23 protein-coding genes are annotated in these 22877 nt (G+C 70.0%); 13 read left to right on the top strand and 10 right to left on the bottom strand.

Translation table 11 applies throughout. From position 1 onward, the window contains the following. Positions 1-4 precede the first annotated feature (4 nt). Positions 5-391 carry a DUF5997 family protein gene (locus AU196_RS20770; RefSeq protein ID WP_059096966.1) on the bottom strand — a complete coding sequence of 129 codons (387 nt, stop codon included), beginning with the start codon at positions 389-391 and terminating at the stop codon, positions 5-7. 28 nt (positions 392-419) lie between these two features. Between AU196_RS20770 and AU196_RS20765 the strand changes: the two genes are divergently transcribed. Continuing rightward, complete coding sequence (locus tag AU196_RS20765) at positions 420-1130, top strand: LysR family transcriptional regulator substrate-binding protein (RefSeq protein ID WP_059096965.1); 711 nt, start codon at positions 420-422, stop codon at positions 1128-1130. 4 nt (positions 1131-1134) lie between these two features. Here AU196_RS20765 and AU196_RS20760 read toward each other — a convergent pair whose 3' ends face one another. Both AU196_RS20760 and AU196_RS20755 read right to left on the bottom strand, forming a co-directional pair. Beyond that, on the bottom strand, positions 1135-1632 hold the full coding sequence (locus AU196_RS20760) for a hypothetical protein (protein ID WP_059097154.1): 498 nt from the start codon (positions 1630-1632) through the stop codon (positions 1135-1137). Positions 1633-1799: 167 nt separating this feature from the next. Then, positions 1800-2981 carry an NAD(P)/FAD-dependent oxidoreductase gene (locus tag AU196_RS20755; RefSeq protein WP_059096964.1) on the bottom strand — a complete coding sequence of 394 codons (1182 nt, stop codon included), beginning with the start codon at positions 2979-2981 and terminating at the stop codon, positions 1800-1802. A gap of 153 nt (positions 2982-3134) precedes the next feature. Between AU196_RS20755 and AU196_RS20750 the strand changes: the two genes are divergently transcribed. After that, positions 3135-3875, top strand: coding sequence for a TetR/AcrR family transcriptional regulator (locus tag AU196_RS20750; protein WP_059096963.1), 741 nt, complete (start codon positions 3135-3137; stop codon positions 3873-3875). Positions 3876-4013: 138 nt separating this feature from the next. Continuing rightward, positions 4014-4976: a class 1b ribonucleoside-diphosphate reductase subunit beta gene (gene nrdF / locus AU196_RS20745; RefSeq protein ID WP_059096962.1), complete on the top strand. Its 963-nt coding sequence runs from the start codon at positions 4014-4016 to the stop codon at positions 4974-4976. Here nrdF and AU196_RS26175 read toward each other — a convergent pair. Next, positions 4973-5122, bottom strand: a complete 150-nt coding sequence (locus AU196_RS26175; protein WP_157546563.1) for a hypothetical protein — start codon at positions 5120-5122, stop codon at positions 4973-4975. The two genes, nrdF and AU196_RS26175, sit on opposite strands and share 4 nt — an antisense overlap. Before the next feature lie 49 nt (positions 5123-5171). Continuing rightward, complete coding sequence (locus AU196_RS26170; protein ID WP_059096961.1) at positions 5172-5528, bottom strand: SDR family NAD(P)-dependent oxidoreductase; 357 nt, start codon at positions 5526-5528, stop codon at positions 5172-5174. A gap of 86 nt (positions 5529-5614) precedes the next feature. On the opposite strand from AU196_RS26170, the gene AU196_RS20735 reads away from it, so the two are divergent. The 3 genes from AU196_RS20735 (at position 5615) to AU196_RS20725 (ending at position 8398) form a co-directional block, all read left to right on the top strand. Continuing rightward, the gene (locus tag AU196_RS20735; RefSeq protein WP_059096960.1) at positions 5615-5917 is read left to right on the top strand and encodes a hypothetical protein; all 303 of its coding nucleotides are present in this window, start codon (positions 5615-5617) and stop codon (positions 5915-5917) included. Positions 5918-5981: 64 nt separating this feature from the next. Beyond that, a complete protein-coding gene (locus AU196_RS20730; RefSeq protein WP_059096959.1) occupies positions 5982-7364 on the top strand; it encodes an MFS transporter in 1383 nt (460 codons plus the stop codon). A gap of 104 nt (positions 7365-7468) precedes the next feature. Further along, on the top strand, positions 7469-8398 hold the full coding sequence (locus AU196_RS20725; RefSeq protein WP_059096958.1) for an SAM-dependent methyltransferase: 930 nt from the start codon (positions 7469-7471) through the stop codon (positions 8396-8398). On the opposite strand, the gene AU196_RS20720 is transcribed toward AU196_RS20725, so the two are convergent. Together AU196_RS20720 and AU196_RS20715 are read right to left on the bottom strand one after the other, a co-directional pair. Then, positions 8382-8888: a hypothetical protein gene (locus AU196_RS20720; RefSeq protein ID WP_231737664.1), complete on the bottom strand. Its 507-nt coding sequence runs from the start codon at positions 8886-8888 to the stop codon at positions 8382-8384. The genes AU196_RS20725 and AU196_RS20720 overlap by 17 nt on opposite strands. Next, positions 8885-9319, bottom strand: coding sequence for a hypothetical protein (locus tag AU196_RS20715; RefSeq protein ID WP_231737663.1), 435 nt, complete (start codon positions 9317-9319; stop codon positions 8885-8887). The genes AU196_RS20720 and AU196_RS20715 overlap by 4 nt, the downstream gene beginning before the upstream one ends. A gap of 252 nt (positions 9320-9571) precedes the next feature. On the opposite strand from AU196_RS20715, the gene AU196_RS20710 reads away from it, so the two are divergent. Further along, positions 9572-10531, top strand: coding sequence for an esterase family protein (locus tag AU196_RS20710; protein ID WP_059096956.1), 960 nt, complete (start codon positions 9572-9574; stop codon positions 10529-10531). A 60-nt stretch (positions 10532-10591) separates the two neighbouring features. On the opposite strand, the gene AU196_RS20705 is transcribed toward AU196_RS20710, so the two are convergent. Beyond that, positions 10592-11644, bottom strand: coding sequence for an NAD(P)-dependent alcohol dehydrogenase (locus tag AU196_RS20705; protein ID WP_059096955.1), 1053 nt, complete (start codon positions 11642-11644; stop codon positions 10592-10594). 109 nt (positions 11645-11753) lie between these two features. Then, entirely contained in the window at positions 11754-12029 is a 276-nt protein-coding gene (locus tag AU196_RS20700; protein ID WP_059096954.1) for a YciI family protein, read from the bottom strand. 194 nt (positions 12030-12223) lie between these two features. Here AU196_RS20700 and AU196_RS20695 point away from each other — a divergent pair, with 194 nt between their 5' ends. Genes AU196_RS20695 through atzF form a run of 4 tightly spaced genes read left to right on the top strand, consistent with a single transcriptional unit; the run spans position 12224 to position 19102 of the window. Beyond that, entirely contained in the window at positions 12224-13108 is an 885-nt protein-coding gene (locus AU196_RS20695; protein WP_059096953.1) for an urea amidolyase associated protein UAAP1, read from the top strand. After that, positions 13105-13752: an urea amidolyase associated protein UAAP2 gene (locus AU196_RS20690; protein ID WP_059096952.1), complete on the top strand. Its 648-nt coding sequence runs from the start codon at positions 13105-13107 to the stop codon at positions 13750-13752. The genes AU196_RS20695 and AU196_RS20690 overlap by 4 nt, the downstream gene beginning before the upstream one ends. After that, the gene (gene uca, locus AU196_RS20685) at positions 13749-17366 is read left to right on the top strand and encodes an urea carboxylase (protein ID WP_059096951.1); all 3618 of its coding nucleotides are present in this window, start codon (positions 13749-13751) and stop codon (positions 17364-17366) included. Before AU196_RS20690 ends, uca begins: the two co-directional genes overlap by 4 nt. After that, the gene (gene atzF / locus AU196_RS20680; protein ID WP_059096950.1) at positions 17363-19102 is read left to right on the top strand and encodes an allophanate hydrolase; all 1740 of its coding nucleotides are present in this window, start codon (positions 17363-17365) and stop codon (positions 19100-19102) included. Before uca ends, atzF begins: the two co-directional genes overlap by 4 nt. Here the strand turns inward: atzF and AU196_RS20675 are convergent. Further along, positions 19081-19761: a TetR/AcrR family transcriptional regulator gene (locus AU196_RS20675; protein WP_059097152.1), complete on the bottom strand. Its 681-nt coding sequence runs from the start codon at positions 19759-19761 to the stop codon at positions 19081-19083. The two genes, atzF and AU196_RS20675, sit on opposite strands and share 22 nt — an antisense overlap. A 242-nt stretch (positions 19762-20003) precedes the next feature. Between AU196_RS20675 and AU196_RS20670 the strand changes: the two genes are divergently transcribed. Continuing rightward, positions 20004-22001, top strand: coding sequence for a dipeptide ABC transporter ATP-binding protein (locus tag AU196_RS20670; protein ID WP_059096949.1), 1998 nt, complete (start codon positions 20004-20006; stop codon positions 21999-22001). Continuing rightward, positions 22001-22867, top strand: coding sequence for an ABC transporter permease (locus AU196_RS20665; protein WP_059096948.1), 867 nt, complete (start codon positions 22001-22003; stop codon positions 22865-22867). The genes AU196_RS20670 and AU196_RS20665 overlap by 1 nt, the downstream gene beginning before the upstream one ends. The last annotated feature ends 10 nt before the right edge of the window (positions 22868-22877 follow it).

The raw sequence follows: 22877 nt of genomic DNA, 5'->3' as shown, positions 1-22877 counted from the left end.
CAGGTCACTTTTCGCGAGCCTGTTCCGCACGCAGCGCCTTGAGACGTCGCTGCTCGCGCAGCACCTCCTGGTAGCTCTCTCGTTCGGCGACCAGCCACTCCGGCTTCTCCTCGAGCAGTCGATCGATCTGCTCGGTGGTCAGCGCGTTGTCGACCCCGTTGCGCGCGAGCGCGGCGATCGAGACGCCGAGCTTGGCGGCCACGAGGTTCTTCGGGTGCGGTCCGTCCTTGCGGAGATCCTTGAGCCACTGCGGCGGATCCGCCTGCAGGGCCGCCAGTTCGGAGCGGGTGATCGGGTTCTCCTGGAACTCGGCCGGTGTCGCGGGCAAGTACACGTCGAGTTTCTTCGCCGCCGTTGCGGGCTTCATGGACTGCGCGTTCGGCCTGCTCATGGCATCAGCGTATCGGTAGCCTGAGGCAGTGACCCCCTCGCTCACCCTCGGGTACATCCCCGGCGGGACGCCCGCGAAGTGGGCACGGAAATGGGCGGAGCGCCACCCCGACGTTCCCCTGCACGTGCGCGCCGTCGCCGCGGCGGATGCGGCCGCCGAAGTACGGGCCGGCACCGTCGACGTGGCGGTGCTGCGGCTTCCGGCCGACACGTCTGGCCTGGCGCTGATTCCCCTCTACGAGGAGACGACGGTGGCCGTGGTGCCGACCGATCACCTCCTCACGGCGGCCGACGACATCACCGCCGCGGACCTCGACGGCGAGCCGACGCTGCTGCCTCTCGACGACGTCGTCGACTGGCCGGACGTCCCCGGTACTCGTGTCGACCACCGGCCCGAAAACACCGAGGCGGCAGTGGAACTCGTCGCCGCAGGGGTCGGTGTGCTCATCGTGCCTCAGTCCTTGGCGCGGCTCCACCACCGCAAGGACCTCACCTACCGCCCGATCACCGATGCGCCCACCTGCCCGGTGGCGCTGGCTTTTCCGGAGGGGCCGCAGTCAGAGCTACTCGAGGAGTTCATCGGCATCGTGCGGGGCCGCAAACCCGGATCGTCGCGCGGTCAGGCCGAGCCGGCACCGAAGCGCACCGCACGCGAGAAGACCCTCGCCAAGCAGGCTGCCCGCGCCGCAGCGGGAAAGGTCGCCCGCAAACCGGGCCGGCCCGGACGCGGCCGCCGCTGACGCCTCAGCGCACGTGATCGGACCAGAACGCGACCGTCGGCTGGGCGGCGGGCGTCGTCGCACACCCACCCGGCGCGGCGAGCCTCGTGACGTAGTCGAGTAGGTTGGCGGCGGCGACCCGGATGTCGGCCTGATAGATCGACAACACGGGATGCCCGCGCGAACCGGGTCCGGCGGGCAGATAACAGTTCGAGTGCACTGGGACCAGTCGGGGAACGCGCGCCAACTGGTATGCGGCGCTGCGCAATGCGTGTTTCATCCGGGCCGGGCGCTCGCCCCACCCGTCGTCCCAGAACTGTTTCCACTCCACCGCGAACAGGACGCCGTCGACCGGAAGCTGCAGTTGCCGCTCTAGGGTCCGGTGTCCCTCGGCGCGCCAATCGGGCCAGCCCTCGCCGATGGGCAACCCCGCCGCGAGGAAGTCCCGGTGATCGTCGGCGAAGGCGAACCCGAACGTCGACTCGACGTGCGAGACCTCCTCGTCGGACAGGCCTGGCGCCATCGGCAACATGGTCTCAGGCTATGGCGCGTCCAGTGTGCGAACCCATACGGCCACCGGCGCGCCGCGGCCGAAACCGCACAGTCGGGGCGTCGGCGGAAAAGAAACGCCGGGTGCAGACCCGAAGGTCGGCACCCGGCGCGCGCCGACGACTCGGCGGGGCGGAAATCTCAGTACTTGTGCTGCGGGCCCTGCTCCTTCTTGTACAGCGCCTTGAGCATCCGGTCCCGGAAGAACGCGTTGTCGATCAGCTTGATGCCGTTGTTCGCGATGGCGGGGATGCCGGCCAGCTTGTGGAAGTAGCGGCCCCGCTTGTACTCCCGACCCCAGGCGGCTTCCATCCGCTGCGCGTAGTTCGTGAAGTCATCCGGCCCGCCGTTGGTCAGCGCGGCGATCGCACACTCACCGGCGGCCAACCCGGACTCGAGCGCCTTGGAGATCCCCGCGCCCGAGGCCGGTTTGCCCGCGCCGAGCGAGTCGCCGGTGAACAGCACGCCCGGACGCCACGGTGGCCAGGCCGTGAAGCCCATGGGCAACCGCCACGCCCGCACACTTTTGTTCTTCTTCAGTTCCTCGATCGGCGGCAGGTCCCACTCGCGCGGCAGCGTCCGCAGGAACTCGCCGAGGAACTGGGTGGCGTTGATCGACTGCCAGTTCTTGTAGCTGTTGACGTAGCCGAGGCCGATGTTGAAGATGCCGTCGCCCATCGGGAACACCCAGCCGTAACCGGGCAGCTGATCGCCCTGGAACGCGAGCTTGAGGTAGATGTCGAGGCTGTCGGAGTCCGGCCGGTTGGCGTGCATCTCCGACCGGATCGCGATCGCCGAGTAGCCGTTGTACTGCGAGTCGATCTTCAGGGCGCGCTTGATGGGGGAGTAGGCGCCGTCGGCGGCGATCACCGCATCGCCGTAGACCTTCTCGCCGCCCTTGAGCGTCACACCGATCACCCGGCCGTTGGCGTCGACCTCGGGGCCGGTGACCTCGGCGCCCTGGCGCACCTCTGCGCCCGCGGACTCGGCGTGCTTAAGCAGCAGCGTGTCGAGGTGCTCGCGGCTGACGGTGTGGCCGTGGTCGGGCATGCCGGGCCGCTTGGGGAACGACAGCTCCCACTGGCTGGGGCTGAAGACCGTCACGCGGTCGACCCGGTGGAACGTGGCGACCTCGTCGGCCAGGCCCATCTTCTGCAGGTAGCTCACGGCACGTGCGGTCAGGCCATCCCCGCACGGCTTGGCGCGCGGGAACACGGCCTTGTCCAGGACGACCACCTTGGCGCCGGTCTGCGCGGCCTGCCACGCCGCGGCCGAGCCCGAAGGGCCGCCACCTGCGATGACCAGGTCGTATCGCTGTGTCATGAATCTCGTCTCGTCTGTCGGGCTGTCGCGACAGATAGTACCCAAGGTACGTCGTGGCGGCTGCGCGGGCGAGCGCCCCACCGGCTTGCCTGCGACCTCGCCGCGAGGGGGTTCTGAGCAGGTCAGCGGCACCGAAGCGAGTACAGTGAGCGCGTGCGACGAGCTTCGAGAGCACGCACCGGGGGTGAACCGGGCGGCAAAGTGGACGCGCGCAGCGAACGCTGGCGCGAGCACCGCAAGAAGGTGCGCTCGGAGATCGTCGACGCCGCGTTCCGGGCCATCGACCGGCAGGGTCCCGAGGTCAGCCTGCGGGAGATCGCCGAAGAGGCCGGCACCGCCAAGCCCAAGATCTACCGCCACTTCACCGACAAGTCGGACCTCTTCCAGGCCATCGGTCAGCGGCTGCGGGACATGTTGTGGGCGGCCATCTTCCCGTCGATCGACCTGTCCGTGGACTCCGGGCGGGAGGTCATCCGGCGCAGCGTCGAACAGTACGTGCGGCTGGTCGACGAGCATCCCAACGTCATCCGGTTCCTGATCCAGGGCCGCTTCGCCGAGCAGAGCGAATCGACCATGCGCGCGCTCAACGAGAGCCGCGAGATCACGCTCGCGATGGCCGAACTGTTCGACAACGAGTTGCGGGAGATCGAGCTGGACGCCGCCGCGCTCGAACTCGCCGCCTACGCCGCATTCGGGTCGATCGCCTCGGCCACCGACTGGTGGCTGGGGGTCGAACAGGACAGTCCCCGGCGAATGCCTTCGGAAGAGTTCGTCGCCCACCTCACGACGATCATGATCGGGTCGATCAACGGGACGTGTGAACTGCTCGGCATTGCCATCGACCCGGACCTCCCCCTGCACGAGGGTGTGCGCCGACAGGAACACGTCGCCTGAGCGCGCGACACGCCACGAACCCAATATGTGGGGTTCGCTCGTGGTGTCGGCTACTACGAGTAGTGTCGGCAGTAGCCGCGGGGCCTGCGGCGAACTGGCGAAAACACCTGGTGAAGTGGGGTTCTGGTGAGTGATGGCATGAAGCTGATTGACCGCGTCTCGGCGATCAACTGGAACCGCCTGCAGGACGACAAGGACGCCGAGGTGTGGGAGCGGCTCACCGGCAACTTCTGGCTGCCGGAAAAGGTGCCGGTGTCCAACGACATCCCGTCCTGGGGCACCCTGAACGACCACGAGAAGCAGCTCACGATGCGGGTGTTCACCGGCCTGACCCTGCTCGACACCATCCAGGGCACCGTCGGCGCGGTCAGCCTCATCCCCGACGCGCTCACCCCGCACGAGGAGGCGGTGTACACCAACATCGCGTTCATGGAGTCGGTGCACGCCAAGAGCTACAGCAACATCTTCTCCACGCTGTGCTCGACCGCCGAGATCGACGAGGCGTTCCGCTGGTCGGAGGAGAACCCGAACCTGCAGCGCAAGGCGCAGATCGTCATGGACTTCTACAAGGGTGACGACCCGCTCAAGCGCAAGGTCGCCTCCACGCTGCTGGAGAGCTTCCTGTTCTACTCCGGCTTCTACCTGCCGATGTACTGGTCTAGCCGGGCCAAGCTCACCAACACCGCCGACATGATCCGGTTGATCATCCGCGACGAGGCCGTGCACGGGTACTACATCGGCTACAAGTTCCAGCGCGGCCTGGCCCTGGAGACCGAGGCCCGCAAGCAGGAGCTCAAGGACTACACCTACGAGTTGCTCTTCGAGCTCTACGACAACGAGGTCGAGTACACCCAGGACCTTTACGACGGTGTCGGCCTCAGCGAGGACGTCAAGAAGTTCCTGCGCTACAACGCCAACAAGGCGCTGATGAACCTCGGCTACGAGGCGCTGTTCCCGAAGGACGAGACGGACGTCAACCCGGCGATCCTGTCCGCGCTGAGCCCCAACGCCGACGAGAACCACGACTTCTTCTCCGGCTCGGGGTCCAGCTATGTGATCGGCAAAGCCGTGGTCACCGAGGACGAGGACTGGGACTTCTAGGCCCTGCTCAGCCACGGTCGCCCGCTGACCTCCAGCACCGTGCCGGTGAGGTAGCTCGCGTCGTCGGAGGTCATGAACAGGATCGGGCGCACCTGCTCCTCGACCGTGCTGTAGCGCATGAGGAAGGTGCTCTCGGTGCTCTGCACCACCGTCTCCTCGTGCCAGCGCTGTTCGTCGGCGCTGAGCGGTTCGGGGTCAGGCGGGATACCGGTTGATGCTCCGCGTCGCGTTCGACGAGACGTTGACGATCACGCCGGCTCCGCGGTCGATCATGTGCGGCAGCACCGCCCGTGAGCACCACAGCGTCGGCAGCAGCGACCGGTGCAGGTCCGCCAGGATCTGCTTCTCGTCGTAGTGCTCGAACGGCTTGCGCCAGATCGTGCCGCCGACGTTGTTCACCAGCACGTCGACGCGTCCGAACTGGGCGATCGCGACGTCCATCAAATCTGTTGCGCCGTAGTATGTTTCGAGACCGCACACGAACGCGCGGGCCTGGGCTCGGGTGCCGGCGATCTTCTCGCACGCGGCGTCGGCCGCGATACCGACGGCCACGCCCCGGCCGATACCCGGCGCCGCCGCGGACGCAGCGCCAGCGTGGCCAGCGCGGCGATCGCGAGCGGGACCGCGATCAGACCGAAATGGCCGCCGACACCGAAACTGCCCAGCATCCACCCGCCCAGTGCGGAGCCGATGCCCGTCGGTATCTGTCGGTGTTGAACGCCGACGGCAATGACGCACTCATCGAGCTGATGGCGCAGATACACCACAGCGGACGCGCCATGAAGGTCTTGGCGGCAACGGCGGTGCAGGCGCTCGACTTCGCCCAGCTGTCCGCGGACCGTCTCGGCGGCGATGTCCAGAAGTGGCTCGACGGGTCGGCGATGGCCCAGGACACCGCCGAGAACGACCGGGACGACACCGAACTCGGCGGCGAGGGATAACCTCCGGCGCACCCGCTGGCATGATGTGCCGGTGCCACACCCGGTGGCAGGGGAGGGGTGTGGCATGACGAGCGACGCCGTCGACACGGACCGCGCGGCCGGCGAGCTGGTGGGCGGTGTACCCCGCCGGCGCATCGTGATCGCCTCGATGGTCGGGACGACCATCGAGTTCTACGACTTCTACATCTATGCGACCGCGGCCGTGTCGGTCTTCCCGCACCTGTTCTTCCCGAAGAGCGACTCGACGACTGCGCTGCTGGCGTCGCTGGCCACGTTCGGTCTCGCCTTCGTCGCGCGCCCGCTCGGGTCCGTGCTGTTCGGCCATTTCGGCGACCGCGCGGGCCGCAAGACCACGCTGGTCGCCTCGCTGCTGGTGATGGGCATCGCCACGTTCGCGATCGGCCTGCTGCCGACCTACTCGCAGGTGGGAGTCATCGCCCCGGCGCTGCTGGCGATCATGCGTTTCTCCCAGGGCCTGGCCCTCGGCGGGGAATGGAGCGGTGCGGCCCTGCTGGCCACCGAAACCGCCAAACCCGGCAAGCGCGGCTGGGCCGCGATGTGGCCCCAACTCGGCGCCCCGCTGGGCTTCCTGCTGGCCAACGGGGTGTTCCTCGGGTTGATCCTCCTGCTCGGGCACAGCAATGTGAGCCCGGACATGGACGGCGCGTTCCTCACGTGGGGCTGGCGCGTGCCGTTCCTGCTGAGCGCCGTCATGGTCGCGCTCGGGCTGTACGTGCGCCTGCGCATCATGGAGACCCCGGTCTTCACCCGCGCGGTCGCCCGCGGCGAGAAGGTCAAGGCGCCACTGGCCAAGGTGTTCCGAACGAGCTGGCGGCAGCTGATCATCGGCACCTTCGTGATGCTCGCGACCTACACGCTGTTCTACATCGTCACGACGTGGGCGCTGAGCTTCGGCACCGGCAAGAAGCCGCCCGAGGGCACCGGCCGCGGCTTCCCGTACGTCGACTTCCTCGAGATGCAGCTGATCGCGGTGCTGTTCTTCGCGGCGGTCCTCCCGCTGTCGGGCCTGTGCGCCGACCGGTTCGGGCGACGCCGCACGCTGCTCGCGGTCACCGCGGGCATCATGGCCTACGGTCTGCTGTTCGCTCCGCTGCTCGGCTCCGCGGACACCTCACCGGCGACGATGGTGGTGTTCCTGATCATCGGCATGACGTTGATGGGTTTCACCTTCGGCCCGATGAGCGCCGTGCTGCCCGAGCTGTTCCCGACCAATGTCCGCTACACGGGATCCGGCATCGCCTACAACGTGTCGAGCATTCTCGGCGCGGCGGTGGCCCCGTTCATCGCCACCTGGCTCGCGACGACCTACGGCGTCGGCTGGGTGGGCGTGTATCTGCTGATTGCCGGTTCGCTCACGTTCATCGCGGTCCTGGTCATGCGCGAGACAAAGGACGCCCCGCTGGATTCGGTTCAGCCGGTCCGCTGAAGCCCGCGCGGTGCCTTCACCCGTTCGGATGATGTCTCGAGCGGCGCATCCCGCGACCATGGCGTAGGAGGCGGCACCGACGCGTGCTTTTGGGGGAGGCATCGATGACCAGAACCGGCCACGACGACTGGGACGTGTCGGAGAGCGTCGGTGCCACCGCGATCGCCACCGCCGTCGCGAGAGCCCGGGAGGCCGGCTTCCCGGAGCCGTTGTTCGCCGACCCGTACGCCCAGATGTTCCTCGATGCCGCGATGCAACGAGGTGCCGCGTCACAGTTCGGCGCCGTGCTCGCCGGGGTACACGACGACGATCCGCTGGCCTGGCGCAGGCTCGAGGCGTTGTGGGATTACATCGCGGCGCGCACCAGGTGGTTCGACGACCAGGTCCTCGCCGCCGGCGAGTCGGGAGTGCCGCAGGTGGTCGTTCTCGGCGCCGGACTGGACGCGCGGGCGTGGCGCCTGCCGCGACCCCCAGGAAGCGTGGTGTTCGAGATCGATCAGCCCGCTGTGCTCGCGTTCAAGAACGCAGTCCTGGACGAGCGCGGTGTCGTCCCCGCTGAGCCGTATGTTCCCGTACCGGTCGACCTACGCGACGAATGGTGTGACCCGTTGTGTCAGGCCGGTTTCGATCCCCGTCGAGCGACCCTGTGGCTCGCGGAGGGACTGCTGGTCTACTTCTCGGGAGCCGAACAAGACCAGCTGATGAATCGGCTCGATGGCCTGAGTGCGCCGGGCAGTCGGATCGCCGTCGACGTGCTCACCCCCGAGTTCTTCGAGCCGACGAATCTGGCCTTGATCAAGGATCGCTTCGACCAGGGGCGGGCGGCGGCGGCCAGAAGCGGCGGCGAGTTCCCCGATGCCTCGGCCCTCTGGGTCGTCGATGAGCGCGCCGACGTCGCGGACTGGCTGGCGGGACGCGGATGGACCGTCGACGTCGTCGACGTCCGCGACGCCATGGGCGGATACGGCCGGAAGGCCGACGACGACGTCGCCGACGTCGTCCCGCGCAGTGCCTTCATCAGCGGTCGGCGGTGACGCGACCTGCCTCGGAGTCCTCGGGCCGGCGCACCCGCAGCAGGCTCGCGAGGAGGAGCAGCAGGGCGGTCTGCGCCAGGATCCCGGGCGCGAGGGTCGGCGCAGGCCCGACGGCCTTGGTGATCGCCAGCCACCACTGCTCGGTCACCGGCATCGCCTCCCAGGTCTCCGCATACCGCTGATCGAGGGGTCCGGAATTGTGGTTGACCGCCACGTGGTCGACGACGCCGTAGATCGACGCGCAGACCACCAGGACCGCCAGCGCCCGCGCCAGCAGGTGCGCGGGCCCGCTGCGCAGACACGCGAGAACGAGCGCGACCGTGAGCACGGTCAGGGCGAACCAGGGGATGAACTGTTCCAAGCCGTTCCAGTGACGTTCCGAGGCCAGTTCGAATGCGGTCGCGAGGATACCGGCCAGCGTCAGCCCCAGCAGCGCCCGCCGCACGACCGTCGTCCCCGGGGCGGACGGCCTCGTCCGCGTGACCGTCACGGCGTCAGAGCCGAGACGATCTTGTCGACGGTGTCTTCACCGGGGTTGTATTTGGCGAGGTTGTCCCGCAGTTTCCGCAGATCCGGATCATCCGGCGGGTAGGGGCGATACTCGACGACCTCGTCCGCCCACCGCTGCGCATTGGGGACACCGGCAGCCTCCAGTCCGGCCGTGATGTCCTCCACCGATGCGGTGTTGGCCGACACCTTCTCGCCGAGCGGGCCCGCCTGCGCCGAGCTGGTTGCTGGACTCGCTGATCCGGTGTCTTCCGTCGTGGTCGAACCACCACAGCCCACCGCCGACAACGTCACGGCGAGGATCAGTGTGATCAAGGAAAGCCTTGCCTTACCAGGCATTTTCGTCTCCTTCCTGGTCGCGCCCCGAGTGTAGGACGCCTGCGCGCCGCCTCGGAGGGCTTTGATGATCTGCACGCTCGAGCACCGAGCGGCGTTCGCTGTCGTACGGAGCAGCGTCATGCGGAGGTGAACCGACGGAAACTCCGGGGACGCCGGCGTGTTTCGTTGACGTAACGCCGGGGCATCTCCGGGCGACGTATGAGGTGCGGCATCGGTTCAGCGATGAACCGCTTGCGAACGCGGCGTGCCGAGCAGGGGCACTGTCCGCTCACCTTTCCACGGAACGCCCGCCGCACCGGCGAGCCTCAAGAGGATGGCGAACACGAGATGAGATTCCTACAGAGTTTCCGGCGCAGGCTGATGGCCGGCGCCCTGGCAGCCCTCCTGCTGCCGGGCCTGATCGCCGTCGCCGGTGGTACGGCGACGGCCGGTGCGTACTCGCGTCCGGGACTGCCGGTCGAGACGCTCATGGTGCCGTCCGCGGCCATGGGCCGCGACATCCCCGTCAAGTTCCAAGGCGGCGGTAGCAAGGCCGTCTACCTGCTCGACGGGTTGCGCGCACGCGACGACAACAGCGGCTGGGACATCGAGACCGCGGCATTCGAGAACTACTTCGAATCCGGACTGTCGGTCGTCATGCCGGTCGGCGGCATGTCCAGCTTCTACACCAACTGGCAGGGTCCGGCCGTCGGCAACGGAACCACGTACAACTACCAGTGGGAGACGTTCCTGACCTCCGAGCTGCCGGCGTACCTGGCGGCCAACAAGGGCATCTCGCCCAGCGGCAACGCCGTCGTCGGACTGTCCATGTCGGGCAGCTCGGCGTTGATCCTGGCCGCCTACTACCCCGGGCAGTTCAGCTACGCGGGCTCGCTCTCGGGATTCCTCAACCTGTCGCAGGGCATCTGGCCGACGCTGGTCGGGTTCGCCATGCGCGACTCGGGCGGGTTCGACGCCACCGCGATGTGGGGCCCCGGCGGCGGCCCGGCGTGGCAGCGCAACGACCCGACGCTCCAGGCAGGCCGGCTGGCGGCCAACGGCACCCGCCTGTGGGTGTACACCGGCAACGGCAGGCCCGGTGACCTCGGCGGCGGCGGCGACATCCCCGGCCAGCTGCTCGAGAACATCACCCAGGACAGCAACCAGGCCTTCCAGCAGGCGTACCGGGGTGCCGGAGGCAGCAACGCGACCTTCAACTTCCCGCCCAACGGCACGCACGGGTGGGGCTACTGGGGTTCGCAGCTCAACGCGATGAAGGGCGACATCCAGCGCACACTGGGCGTCTGAGCCCGAAACGACAGCGGCCGGATTGCGGGATCACCGCAATCCGGCCGCTGTCGTCGGCGGTCAGCTCCGCAGTGCCGACGTGTCGATGACGAACCGGTAGCGCACATCGCTGGCGATCACCCGCTCGTAGGCCTCGTTGATGTAGGCCGGTTCGATCAGCTCGATCTCCGGACGCACCCCGTGCTCGGCGCAGAACTCGAGCATCTCCTGGGTCTCGGCGATACCACCGATCAGCGAGCCGGAAATACTGCGGCGGCCGCCGATCAGCGCGCCCGCGGCCACCGACATCGGATGCTCGGGCATCCCCAGTTCGACCAGCGTGCCGTCCACGCGCAGCAGGCTCAGCACGGCGCCGAGGTCGATGTTGGCCGAGACGGTGTTGAGGATCAGGTCGAAGGAGCCCTTCAACTCGCCGAAGGTCTCCCGGTCGGAGGTGGCGTAATACGCGTCGGCGCCCAACCGCAGACCGTCCTCCATCTTCTTCAGTGACTGGCTGAGGACGGTCACCTCGGCGCCCATCGCCTTGGCGATCTTGACCGCCAGGTGGCCCAGCCCGCCGAGGCCGATCACCGCGACCCGGCTGCCCGGGCCGGCGTTCCAGTGCCGCAGCGGCGAGTAGGTGGTGATGCCCGCGCACAGCAGCGGTGCGGCGGCCTCGAGGGGCAGGGCGTCGGGGATGCGCAGCACGTAGTTCTCGTCGACGACGATCGCGCCGCTGTACCCGCCCTGCGTGCGCTCACCGTCGCGGCCGACGGCGTTGTAGGTGCCGACCATGCCGGAGCCGGTGCAGTACTGCTCGATGCCGGCGCGACAGTTGTCGCATTCTCGGCACGAGTCGACGAAACACCCGACGCCCACCCGGTCGCCGACCTTGAACCCGGTGACCTCGGCGCCGACGGCGGTCACCACGCCGGCGATCTCGTGTCCGGGCACGATCGGATAGGTCGACCGGCCCCATTCACCCCTGACGGTGTGGATGTCGGAATGGCAGATGCCGCTGAAGTGGATGTCGAACGCCACATCGTGCGGGCCGACGTCGCGGCGGGTGATCGTGGTCTCGGTCAACGGTTCGGTCGCCGACGTGGCGGCGTACGCGGAAACAGTGGTGGCCATCGGTCCTCTTGTTCGGAATTCGCATTTCGGGCCGCGACGATGCGGCACCCCCGTCAGACCAACGGGTCGCGGGAACCGATCGATTCCCGATCGGGACGTGAAACCGATCCTAAAGGCCCGGCGCCCGGAAGGCCCCGTTGAACGACGTGCGCGTATACGACACCACCCCGGCCGTCGAGTACGGGTCCGCGGCCACGATCGCGTCGGCCTGCTCGGCGCTCATATCGCCGGTGACGAGCACGGCACCGGTCTGGGCCTCGACCCGGCCGGCCAGCAGGATCCGCCCCGCCTCGACCTCGCCGGCCAGCCACTCGAGATGGGCGGGCCGCGACTCGTCGATGACGTCGAGCGGTTTCAGATAGGTCAGGGTCAGCACGTGGAACACCGGCCGAAGGGTAGTCGACCGTGCCCGGTGACCGGAAAACCTGTCACATGACAGACACACCGGCACCGCTTTCTTAACGCCGCGGGAAAGATCAGTTACCTCGCGGCAACCACCGCCGGCCCGCTGCCACGAAAACTGTCAGGTGACAGAAATGCCGCCGTCGACGTCGGCTCCGCGAGCCCACGGGAGCACCGGTGACCAGCGATCTCCACCCGCCCGACGGCGCCGAGGCCCCGTCGTCGACCGCCACCACCGCGGGGGCCCGCGCGCATGCCCGCGCCCAACACGGACGCACGGCCGACCACATGCGCCACATCCCCGCGTCGAGCAGTCCGTGCGCACCCGACGGTGTCCCGACCGAGCGCCTGGTGTGGTCGGAGTCGGTGGCGCCGGGCGGCTACACCGCCGCGGTGCTGGCCCGCGGCACCCGCATCCGCCTGACCGACGTCGACGGCGACGCCTGCGCGCATCTGCTCCTGCACCGTGCCGACGCGCCACACGAACGGCTCAACGTCGCCGACACCGTCAAGGTGCCGTGGCAGGCCTACCTCGGGACGGGGCATCCGTTGCTCAGTGGATTCGGCCGGGTCCTGGCGACGGTCGTGGCCGACACCTCCGGACACCACGATGCACTGGCGGGGACGACGACGCGTGACGGCAACGACGCCAGGTACGGATCGGGCGCACCGCACTCCGCGACACCGGCGGGCCGCGAACTGCTGCTGCTCGCCGCCCTGAAAAACGGCCTGGGACACCGTGATCTGGTGCCCTCGGTGTCGTTCTTCCAAGGTGTGCGGGCCGACGCCGACGGAGTCCTGCGATGGCACGGTTCGGCGGGACCCGCCACGACGGTCGACCTGCTGCTGCACGTCGACACCATCGTCTCGCTCGCCAACACCGCCCACCCCCTCGACCCCCGCCCACAGTTCACCTGCACGACAGTGCGTCTGCACGCCTGGCCCGCCGCAACCGAACTCGAGTCGCTGGCCGCCGGCGAGCTCATCGGGGCGCTCGGCCCCGAGCACCGTCAGGCCATCGCCAACACCGACGCCGATCTCGCCGCCCGAGGAGCACTGTGACCCCCACCTCCGACACCGTCGCCGACGCCCTCGTGCCCGGCTGCGTCATCCTCGACGAGGCCGTCGCCGCCAGGGCGCCGTGGTCGGCGGTGGTGGCCGCGGGCGACGTGCTCACCATCGTCGACCTCGACGGCAATCAGGCCGTCGACTGCCTTCTCTACTCGGCCGCCGACACCACGGTCCGGTACTCGGCCCCGGAAACCATTGCGCGACAGGGCAAGATCGCGTTGACCACCGGATCGGTGCTGCGCGCCGACACCGGGGCGGCGCTGATGACCGTCGTCGCCGACGAGGTGGGAGTCCACGACACCCTCGGCGGCGCGTGCTCGAAGGAGTCGAACACGCTGCGCTACGGGCAGCACACCCGCGCCCAGCACGGCTGTATGGAGAACTTTCTCATCGAAGGCGCCCGCTACGGCCTGTCCGCGCGCGACCTGTCCGGCAACATCAACTGGTTCATGAACGTCCCGGTCGACCCCGACGGTGCGCTCGGCATCGTCGACGGGCTGTCCGGGCCCGGTAAGCGGGTTGCCCTGCGCGCCGACATCGACACCCTGGTGCTCATCTCGAACTGCCCGCAGATCAACAACCCCTGCAACGCCTTCGACCCCACACCCGTCCGGATGATCGTGACGCGCCCGTGAACACCGCCCTGATCGCCAACCGCGGCGAGATCGCCGTACGCCTCGTACGGTCCGCGCGCCGGCTCGGACTGCGCACCGTGGCGGTGTTCTCCGACGCCGATCGCGGGGCCCCGCACGTGCGGATGGCCGATCACGCCGTGCGGCTCGGACCGTCCGCGCCGGGGGAGAGCTATCTGCGGGTCGACGCCATCCTCGGCGCCGCACACGCCAGCGGTGCGGACATGATCCACCCCGGATACGGGTTCCTCTCCGAGGACGCCGAGTTCGCCGCGGCCGTGGAGGCCGCAGGGTTCGCATTCGTGGGGCCGACCCCCGAGCAGTTGCGGGTGTTCGGCACCAAACACACCGCCCGCGCCGCGGCGCGGGCCGCCGGAGTCCCGGTCTTTCCGGGCTCGGACCTGCTCGCCGACGCCACCGCCGCGCTCGACGCCGCTGAGTCCATCGGGTATCCGGTCATGCTGAAGGCGACCGGAGGGGGCGGCGGCATCGGGATGCAGGTGTGCCGCAACCCCGTCGAACTCCGCGCGGCCTTCGAGCGGGTGGCGCGGCTGGCCGAACGCAGCTTCGGCACGGCGGGGTTGTTCGTCGAGCGGTTCGTCGACAGCGCCCGCCACGTCGAGGTGCAGATCTTCGGGGACGGACGCGGCGGCGTCGTGTCGCTCGGCGACCGGGACTGCTCGCTGCAGCGGCGCAACCAGAAGGTGCTCGAGGAGGCCCCGGCTCCGGCGCTGCCCGACTCGGTGCGCACGCTGCTGCACGAGTCGTCACGCGCGCTGGCGGAGTCGGTGGCCTACCGTTCGGCAGGCACCGTCGAATTCGTCTACGACCCCGTCCGGCAGCAGGCGTCCTTCCTGGAGGTCAACGCCCGGCTACAGGTCGAGCACCCGGTGACCGAGTGCGTCACCGGAATCGACTTGCCCGCGTGGATGTTCCGTCTCGCCCGCGGCGAATCCGACGTGCTGGGCCCCTACCTCGACAGCGGTGCCGTGCCGGTGCGCGGCCATGCGGTCGAGGCCCGGGTGTACGCCGAGGATCCGTCGCGCGACCATCGACCGAGCACCGGAACCCTCACCGCCGTGAGCTTCTCCGACGACGTCAGGGTGGACACCTGGGTGGAGGACGGCACCGAGGTGTCGTCGTTCTACGATCCGCTGCTGGCCAAGGTGATCGCCACCGGCTCCGGACGGGACGAGGCGTTCGCGCGGTTGGGCGACGCACTGGACGATACGGTGCTGCAGGGCATCGAGACCAACATCGGCACACTGCGGGCCGCGGTCGTCCACGGTGACGTCCGCGCCGCCGGGCACAGCACCGCGACGCTGGCCGACGTCGCCGACCCGCGTCCCCGCATCACCGTCGAACGGCCCGGACTGCTGACCACCGTGCAGGATCTGCCCGGACGGATCGGCCTGTGGCACATCGGCGTTCCACCGAGCGGCCCGATGGACGACCTGTCCTTCCGGTTGGGTAACCGCGCGCTCGGAAACCCCGACGGCGCAGCGGGTCTGGAGTGCACCGCATCCGGGCCTGCCCTGCGCGTCAGCCATCCCACCACGGTGTGCGTGACCGGCGCCGAATGCACGGTCACCGTCGGCGGACGGCGCGTGCCGATGTGGGAACCGGTCGACGTCCCGGCCGGGGGAGTGCTCGACATCGGCGCGGCGGAGACGGTCGGCCTGCGCACCTACGTACTGGTGGCCGGAGGCCTGGACGTTCCCCACTACCTCGGCAGCGCCTCGACCTTCACGCTCGGACGGTTCGGCGGCCACGGCGGCAGACGGCTGGTGGTCGGCGACGTGCTGCGGGCCGGCGCGTCGGCCGAGATGCCGAGCGGCCGAGCCCCGGTCGAGCCGGCGACACGCCCCGCCCTGGTCTCCCAGTGGGAGTTGGCCGTCACCGAGGGCCCGCACGGCGCCCCCGACTTCTTCACCCGCGCCGACATCGACACGCTCGTCAGCGCGGAATACCGCGTGCACTTCAACTCCGCGCGCACCGGTGTGCGCCTCGAAGGACCCACACCGCGTTGGGCGCGACCCGACGGCGGCGAGGCCGGGTTGCACCCGTCGAACATCCACGACACCCCGTATTCGGTCGGCGCACTGGACTTCACCGGCGACACCCCGATCCTGCTCGGCCCCGACGGCCCCAGTCTCGGTGGTTTCGTGTGCCCGGTGACGGTGGTGGCCGCCGACCGGTGGAAGCTCGGGCAGCTGCGTCCCGGCGACACCGTGCGGTTCGTCCCGGTCCGCGCCGCCGGCGCACCCGCGCGCGGCGACATCGGCGCCACCCGCGGGGCCGCCACACCGGCGGTCCTCACCACCGGCGGTGACGGTGACGACGGCGTCCTGGGCCGGCGCGAGGGACTGCCCGGCGTGACGTATCGCCGCAGCGGCGACGACAACGTGCTGATCGAGTACGGCGACATGGTGCTCGACCTCGCGCTGCGCGCGCGGGTGCACGCGCTGCACACGCGGTTGTCCGAGGCTCGGGTGGACGGGATCGTCGACCTGACGCCGGGGATCCGGTCGTTGCAGGTCCACGTCGATCCGCAGCGGCTGCCGATCGACCGGCTGCTCGGGTTGCTGACCGAACTCGAGGACGACCTGCCCGCCACGTCGGAGCTCGTGGTGCCGAGCCGTGCGGTGCGGCTGCCGCTGAGCTGGGACGACCCGGCGACCCGGGAGGCCATCGCCCGGTACATGTCGGGCGTGCGGGACGACGCCCCGTGGTGCCCGTCGAACATCGAGTTCATCCGCCGCGTCAACGGACTGGCCTCTGCGGCCGAGGTCGCCGACATCGTGTTCGCCGCCGAATACCTCACCCTCGGCCTCGGCGACGTGTATCTCGGTGCGCCCGTGGCGACGCCGCTCGATCCGCGGCACCGGCTGGTCACCACGAAGTACAACCCCGCCCGAACGTGGACCGCCGAGAACTCCGTCGGGATCGGCGGTGCGTACCTGTGCATCTACGGTATGGAGGGTCCCGGCGGTTACCAGTTCGTGGGCCGCACGACGCAGGTGTGGAGCACCTACCGCCACACCGCGCCGTTCGAGGCCGGCAGCCCCTGGCTGCTGAGGTTCTTCGACCGCATCTCCTGGTATCCGGTGTCGGCCGAGGAGCTGCTCGACCTGCGCGCCGACATGGCCGCCGGCCGCGGCACGGTCGAGATCACCGAGGGCACCTTCTCGCTGGCCGACCACGAACGGTTCCTGTCCCGCAACGCCGACTCCATCACCGAGTTCCGGGCCCGTCAGAGCGCCGCGTTCTCCGCCGAGCGCGCCGCATGGGCCGCGGCGGGCGAGTTCGACCGCGTCGAACGGGCGCAGTCCCGTACCGCCGCCGCCACCGCCGATCTGGTCATCGACGACGGCGCCCAGCGCGTCGACGCACCGTTCTCCTCGAACGTGTGGAGAGTCGATGTGGCTGTGGGCGAACGGGTGTCGTCCGGTCAGGCGTTGCTGGCGCTGGAGGCGATGAAGATGGAGACCGTCGTGACCGCGCCGGCCGACGGTGTGGTGACCCACGTGCTGGTCGAGGCGGGCAATCAGGTGGACCCCGGCACACCGCTGGTCGTGCTCGACGCCGGGCGTGGCGTCGCGGAGATCCCCGCATGACGGCGGTCGAGCGGGTCCGTGCCGCCTACGCCACCATCGACGCCGCCGCGCGTCCCGAGGTGTGGATCTTCCTGCGTCCGTTCGCCGAATCGGTCGCCGACGCCGAAGCCGTCGACGCGGCCGTCGCCGCCGGCGGCGACCTCCCGCTGGCCGGGCTGACCGTGGCGGTCAAGAACAACGTCGACGTCGCGGGTCTGCCGACCACGGCGGGATGTCCCGGCTACGCGACGGCGCCCGCCGAGGCGGACGCGCCGGTGGTCGCGCGACTGCGGGCAGCAGGCGCGGTGGTGATCGGGGCGACCAACCTCGACCAGTTCGCGACCGGGCTGGTCGGCACCCGCAGCCCGCACGGCGCCGTCCGCGACGCGCGGCGCCCCGAATACATCTCGGGCGGTTCGAGTTCCGGGTCGGCGGTCGCGGTGGCACTCGGCATCGCCGACCTCGCGATCGGGACGGACACCGCCGGATCCGGGCGGGTACCCGCGGCGCTGCAGGGCATCGTCGGCATCAAACCCACCTACGGTGTCGCGCCCACCGACGGGGTGGTGCCCGCCTGCCGGTCCTACGACTGCGTCACGGTGTTCGCCCGCGATCTCGACACCGCCGACACCGCGATGGGCGTGATGGCGGGCGCCGACCCGTCGACCGGCGTGCGGGCGCGGGCGTTCCCGCCGGACGCCCCGCTCGCGGCGCCGGCCGTCCCGCTGGTGGCGGTGCCGCGCGACCTGCCCGGGTTGTCACCGGGCTGGCGGCATGCGTTCGGCGAGGCGCGGACCCGGCTCGAGCAGCAGGGCGTGACCGTCCGCGAGATCGACATGGGGGCGTTCCTCGAGGCGGCCAGGCTGCTCTACGACGGCGGCCTGGTGGCCGAACGACACGAAGCTGTCGGCGATTTCGTGGATGGGCACCGTGACGGGGTCGACCCCACCGTCGGGGCGATCATCGCCGCGGCCGGTTCGGTGCCGGCGACGCGACTGCTCCGCGACCGGGTGCGGCTGGCCGCACTCACCACCGCCGCGATGACCGAACTCGGTGACTGCGATGCGCTGCTGATCCCCACCACCACCGACCACCCGACCATCGCCGAGGTCGAGGCCGACCCGATCGGGGTCAACTCCCGTCTCGGCACCTACACGAACTTCTGCAACCTCCTCGACATGTGCGCGGTCGCCGTCCCGTCCGGGAACGCCGAGGGCGCCCAGTTCGGCGTCTCGGTGGTGGCCCGGTCCGGTGCCGACGCCGTGGCGCTCGACCTGGCGCGCCGCGTCACGACGCTGGAGAGCGCGAATCCCGTTGCCCCGCAGACACCGTGGCCGGTCCACGCCGGTCTCGGCGCGGCACCGCTGCTCGTGGTGGGGGCGCACCTGAGGGGCCAGCCGCTGGCGTGGCAACTCGAAGAACGGGGCGCGCGGTGGCTCGGCCCGGCCGTCACCGCACCGCTCTACCGGCTCGCGCGCCTGGACACCACCCCGGCCAAACCGGGTCTGGTGCGGGTGGGGGCCGACACCGGGACCGCGATCGGCGGTGAACTGTGGTTGCTCGGGACCGCTGCGCTCGGGGACTTCCTCGCCACCCTGCCGTCACCGATGATGCTCGGCCGCGCCACGCTGTCCGACGGCACCGAGGTCGTCGGGTTCGGCTGTGCTCTCGACGCGTGGCAGGCCGGTCAGGACATCTCGTCCTACGGAGACTGGCGCCGCTACCTGGACGACGCTCACCTCAGCGAGCGCGTGTAGCCCGCCACGGCCTCGCTGCTGCGGGCGCGCAGTGCGGCGGTGGCGCCGTCGGGGATCCCGAGCACCCGCAGGCAGGCGTCGGCGACGTGGACGGGCAGTTCGTCGCGCTGCCGGCCCGGCGGGGTCGACCACATGTTGACCAGCGACTCCACCAGGCGGAAGGGCAGATCAGCGGCGGCGGGGTGCACGCCGGTCTGGTCGACGACACCACGGCTGAGCGCAAGGTAGTGCAGCCGGAGCCGCTCGCGCTCGGACCAGAACGGTTCCAGCCGCGCATCCCTCAACTCGGGCAGCAGGTACAGCGCACCGAGATTCCACCGCCCGCTGAGCAACTGGTCACCGTCGAACACCGCCAGCGCATGGAGGTGCTCGGCGGCGGTCAACGCCGGCTGTGCGCCGAGCAGGCCGGGGATGAAACCCAGTGTCGGGCCGACGGTCTGGCTCAACAGGGCGCACAGGATGTCGTCCTTGGTGCTGAAGTAGTGGTACAGCGACGCCTGTCTGATGCCGACCAGCTCGGCGATGTGGCGCGTGGAGGTGCTCGCATATCCCAGAGTGGTGAACAATTCGCCTGCGGCGTCCAGGATTTCGTCGCGGGCGGTCATCCCGGGACGTCGCGCGGTGTGCAGGCGTGGGCGACCGGCCCGGGTGAGCGGCATGGTTCCATCGTGGACCATGAAGCCGCCGATCGGTACACCGCGGCGTTTCTGTCACACGACAGAAACGCTCGATACGCATCAGTTACGTGTGCCGTCAATTGGTTACGCGCGCGACACCCACCACGTCGGTGGCCGGACAAAACTGTCAAGTGACAGGCGGGCGGTTCACCGGTGTGCCGCCCCATCCCACGTCGAACCGGCCGGTTCAGGCCTCCTTCGACCACAGCCGCAGGAGCGTATGGATGGGCATCGCTGTCTCCGAAGCCGACGCGCCCGCCGCGGTGGCGTCGGCGCCGGACCCCGTCGCCACCGTCGGTGACCTGCGGGTGACGTTCCGCCGCAACGGGCGCGCGATCCACGCGCTGCGCGGTGTCTCCCTGGCCGTCGCCCCCGGCGAGATTCTCGGTCTCGTGGGTGAATCCGGCTCCGGCAAGAGCGTTCTCGGTTTCAGCCTGCTCGGACTGCTGCCCGACAACGCGACCATCGCCGGTACGGTCCGCGTGGCCGGATCCGACATGGTGCGCGGTGATGCGAAGGCGCTGCGCACGGTGCGCCGCCTCGACCTGGGTGCGGTGTTCCAGGACCCCATGACGTCGCTGAACCCGACCATGCGGATCGGCCGACAGGTGGCCGAGGCGGCGGGCAGCGACGCCGAGGCACTGCGCCTGCTGACCGCCGTCGGGATCCCCGAACCCGCTCGGCGGATGCGGGCGTTCCCGCACGAACTGTCGGGTGGGCTGCGCCAGCGGGTGATGATCGCGATCGCGATCGCGGGCGACCCCGACCTCATCATCGCCGACGAGCCGACCACCGCACTGGACGTCACCGTGCAGGCGCAGGTGCTGCGGCTGTTGCGGCGCCTGCGCGACGAGATCGGTTGCAGCATCGTGCTGATCACCCACGACCTCGGGGTGGCCGCGCAGATCTCCGACCGCATCGCGGTGCTCTACGCCGGGCGCATCGCCGAGATCGGCCCGAGCGCCGCGGTGCTCGCCGCCCCCGCGCACCCCTACACCCACGGTCTGCTGCGCTCGCGCCTGACGCTCGACACCGCGCGGGACCGCCCGTTGGCCGCACTCGCCGGCGCGGTGCCGAACCCGGTCACGCCCCTGCCCGGATGCGCCTTCGTGCCCCGGTGCGCGCTGGCAGGTGACGAATGCGCGACGGCCCCGCCCGATCCGTTGGCGGTGGCGCCCGGCCGGGTAAGCGCGTGCATCCGCCCGCCCGGCGAGGTCGTCGAGCGGTTGGGGTCCGCCGCGACCAACACCGACGCGTCGTTTCCGACCGCGGCCGCCGACCGGACACCGATGCCGCCCTCGGTGGTCCTGCGCGACGTCACCAAGACCTTCCCCGTGGCCCGCCGGTGGTTCGACCGGTCCGCCGACGGCGACGGAAGACTCCATGCGTTGCGGGGGGTCTCGCTGCGCGTCGGGCACGGCGAGTCGGTCGCGCTGGTGGGGGAGAGCGGTTCGGGCAAGTCGACGCTGCTGCGCGTCATCGCGGGTCTCGAACCGCCGTCGTCCGGGCTCGTAGACCTCGCGGGAGACCGGCGACCCCAGATGGTGTTCCAGGACGCGGGTGCCTCGCTCACCCCATGGCTGTCGGTCGGTGAGTTGATCGCCGAACGTCTGCGCGGCACCGGCCTGTCCCGGGGGCGGCGCCGTGACCGGGTGGCCGAGGTGCTCGAGCGCGTCGGGCTGCCCGCCGAGGTGGCGAAGTCGCGCGCGGGCCAGCTGTCCGGCGGTCAGCGCCAACGGGTCTCGCTCGCCCGCGCGACGGTGGTGCCGCCCTCGGTGCTGCTGTGCGACGAGCCGACCAGCGCGCTCGACGTCTCGCTGGCCGCGTCGGTGCTCAACCTGATCGGCGACCTGCGGCGCAGCCTCGACATGTCGGTAGTGTTCGTGACTCACGACCTGTCCGTCGCACGGGTGGTCGCCGATCGCATCGCGGTGATGTACCTCGGACGCATCGTCGAGGTCGGGCCCGCCGATGAGGTGATCGCCCGGCCCGCGCATCCGTACACCCAGGCCCTCGTCGACTCCATCCCCGATCTGGGCCGCGAACCGCGCTCCCTCGCCGGTGAACCCGCCAGCCCGCTGTCACCGCCCACCGGGTGCGCGTTCCATCCGCGCTGCCCGTCGGCGATCGACGCGTGCGGCGACACCGGGCTCGACGTCCGCCTCGAGGGATTCCCCGGCAACCCCCACCAGGTGGCCTGCATCGAGCGGAAGGCCGGCTGATGGCGGTCGCGCTGCCGGCACCGGCCATGGCGCGCACCCGGCGGCGGATGCCGGCGCTGCCGCAGTCGCGCTCGGCGCTGGTCAACTGGGTGGGGTTCTCGCTCATCGGCATCGTCACCCTGATCGCGATCGCGGTGCCGGTGCTCGCGCCCCACGATCCGCTGCTGCCGGTGGGGATGCCGCTGCGGGCGCCCGGGGTGGACGGATTCCTGCTCGGCACCGACAGCATCGGCCGCGACATCCTGTCCCGGGTGCTCTACGGCGCACGGTCGAGTTGGTTCGCCGCGCTGGCCGTGGTCGCGCTCGGACTGCTCGTCGGCGGTCTGGTCGGGCTGATCGCCGGAACGGCGGGGGGCTGGATCGACTCGGTGCTCATGCGGATCACCGACGCGTTCCTGTCGCTTCCCGCACCGGTGCTGGCGATCGCGGTGGTCGCCGCGCTCGGCCCGGGGTTCCTGCACACGCTGATCGCGGTGTCCATCGTATGGTGGCCGTTCTACGCGCGGCTGGTGCGCGGCGAGATCACCCGGCTCGCGGCCAGACCCCACGTAGAGGCCGCCAAACTCGCCGGCGTCGGACCCATCCGGCTCGCCCGCCGTCACCTGCTGCCCGGTGCGGTGCCCAACGCGGTCGTCGCGGCCAGCCTCGACATCGGCACGCTGATCCTCACTCTCGCCGCGCTGTCGTTCCTCGGCCTCGGTCAGTCCGCGCCGGCACCCGAGCTCGGCGCGGACTCGGCACGCAACCTCAGCTATTTCCTGCAGCAGTGGTGGATTCCGGTGATGCCCGGACTCGGTGTCCTGGTGCTCGCGCTGATCGGCAACGTGGCCGGCGACAGCCTGCGCAACCTGATGAAGACCACCTAGCAGGAGGACA

Source organism: Mycobacterium sp. IS-1742 (assembly GCF_001500125.1).
Taxonomy (GTDB): Bacteria; Actinomycetota; Actinomycetes; order Mycobacteriales; family Mycobacteriaceae; genus Mycobacterium.
This window is presented reverse-complemented; position numbering and strand designations above follow the sequence as displayed.

Excerpts from the sequence above, each read along its gene's own strand:
- AU196_RS20725 (WP_059096958.1), top strand. The coding sequence starts at position 7,469 with ATGACCAGAACCGGCCACGACGACTGGGACGTGTCGGAGAGCGTCGGT.
- AU196_RS20735 (WP_059096960.1), top strand. The coding sequence starts at position 5,615 with ATGGCCGCCGACACCGAAACTGCCCAGCATCCACCCGCCCAGTGCGGA.
- AU196_RS20670 (WP_059096949.1), top strand. The coding sequence starts at position 20,004 with ATGGGCATCGCTGTCTCCGAAGCCGACGCGCCCGCCGCGGTGGCGTCG.
- AU196_RS20755 (WP_059096964.1), bottom strand. The coding sequence starts at position 2,981 with ATGACACAGCGATACGACCTGGTCATCGCAGGTGGCGGCCCTTCGGGC.
- AU196_RS20710 (WP_059096956.1), top strand. The coding sequence starts at position 9,572 with ATGAGATTCCTACAGAGTTTCCGGCGCAGGCTGATGGCCGGCGCCCTG.
- AU196_RS20760 (WP_059097154.1), bottom strand. The coding sequence starts at position 1,632 with ATGGCGCCAGGCCTGTCCGACGAGGAGGTCTCGCACGTCGAGTCGACG.
- AU196_RS20665 (WP_059096948.1), top strand. The coding sequence starts at position 22,001 with ATGGCGGTCGCGCTGCCGGCACCGGCCATGGCGCGCACCCGGCGGCGG.
- AU196_RS20675 (WP_059097152.1), bottom strand. The coding sequence starts at position 19,761 with ATGCCGCTCACCCGGGCCGGTCGCCCACGCCTGCACACCGCGCGACGT.
- atzF (WP_059096950.1), top strand. The coding sequence starts at position 17,363 with ATGACGGCGGTCGAGCGGGTCCGTGCCGCCTACGCCACCATCGACGCC.
- AU196_RS20705 (WP_059096955.1), bottom strand. The coding sequence starts at position 11,644 with ATGGCCACCACTGTTTCCGCGTACGCCGCCACGTCGGCGACCGAACCG.
- AU196_RS20770 (WP_059096966.1), bottom strand. The coding sequence starts at position 391 with ATGAGCAGGCCGAACGCGCAGTCCATGAAGCCCGCAACGGCGGCGAAG.
- nrdF (WP_059096962.1), top strand. The coding sequence starts at position 4,014 with ATGAAGCTGATTGACCGCGTCTCGGCGATCAACTGGAACCGCCTGCAG.
- AU196_RS20730 (WP_059096959.1), top strand. The coding sequence starts at position 5,982 with ATGACGAGCGACGCCGTCGACACGGACCGCGCGGCCGGCGAGCTGGTG.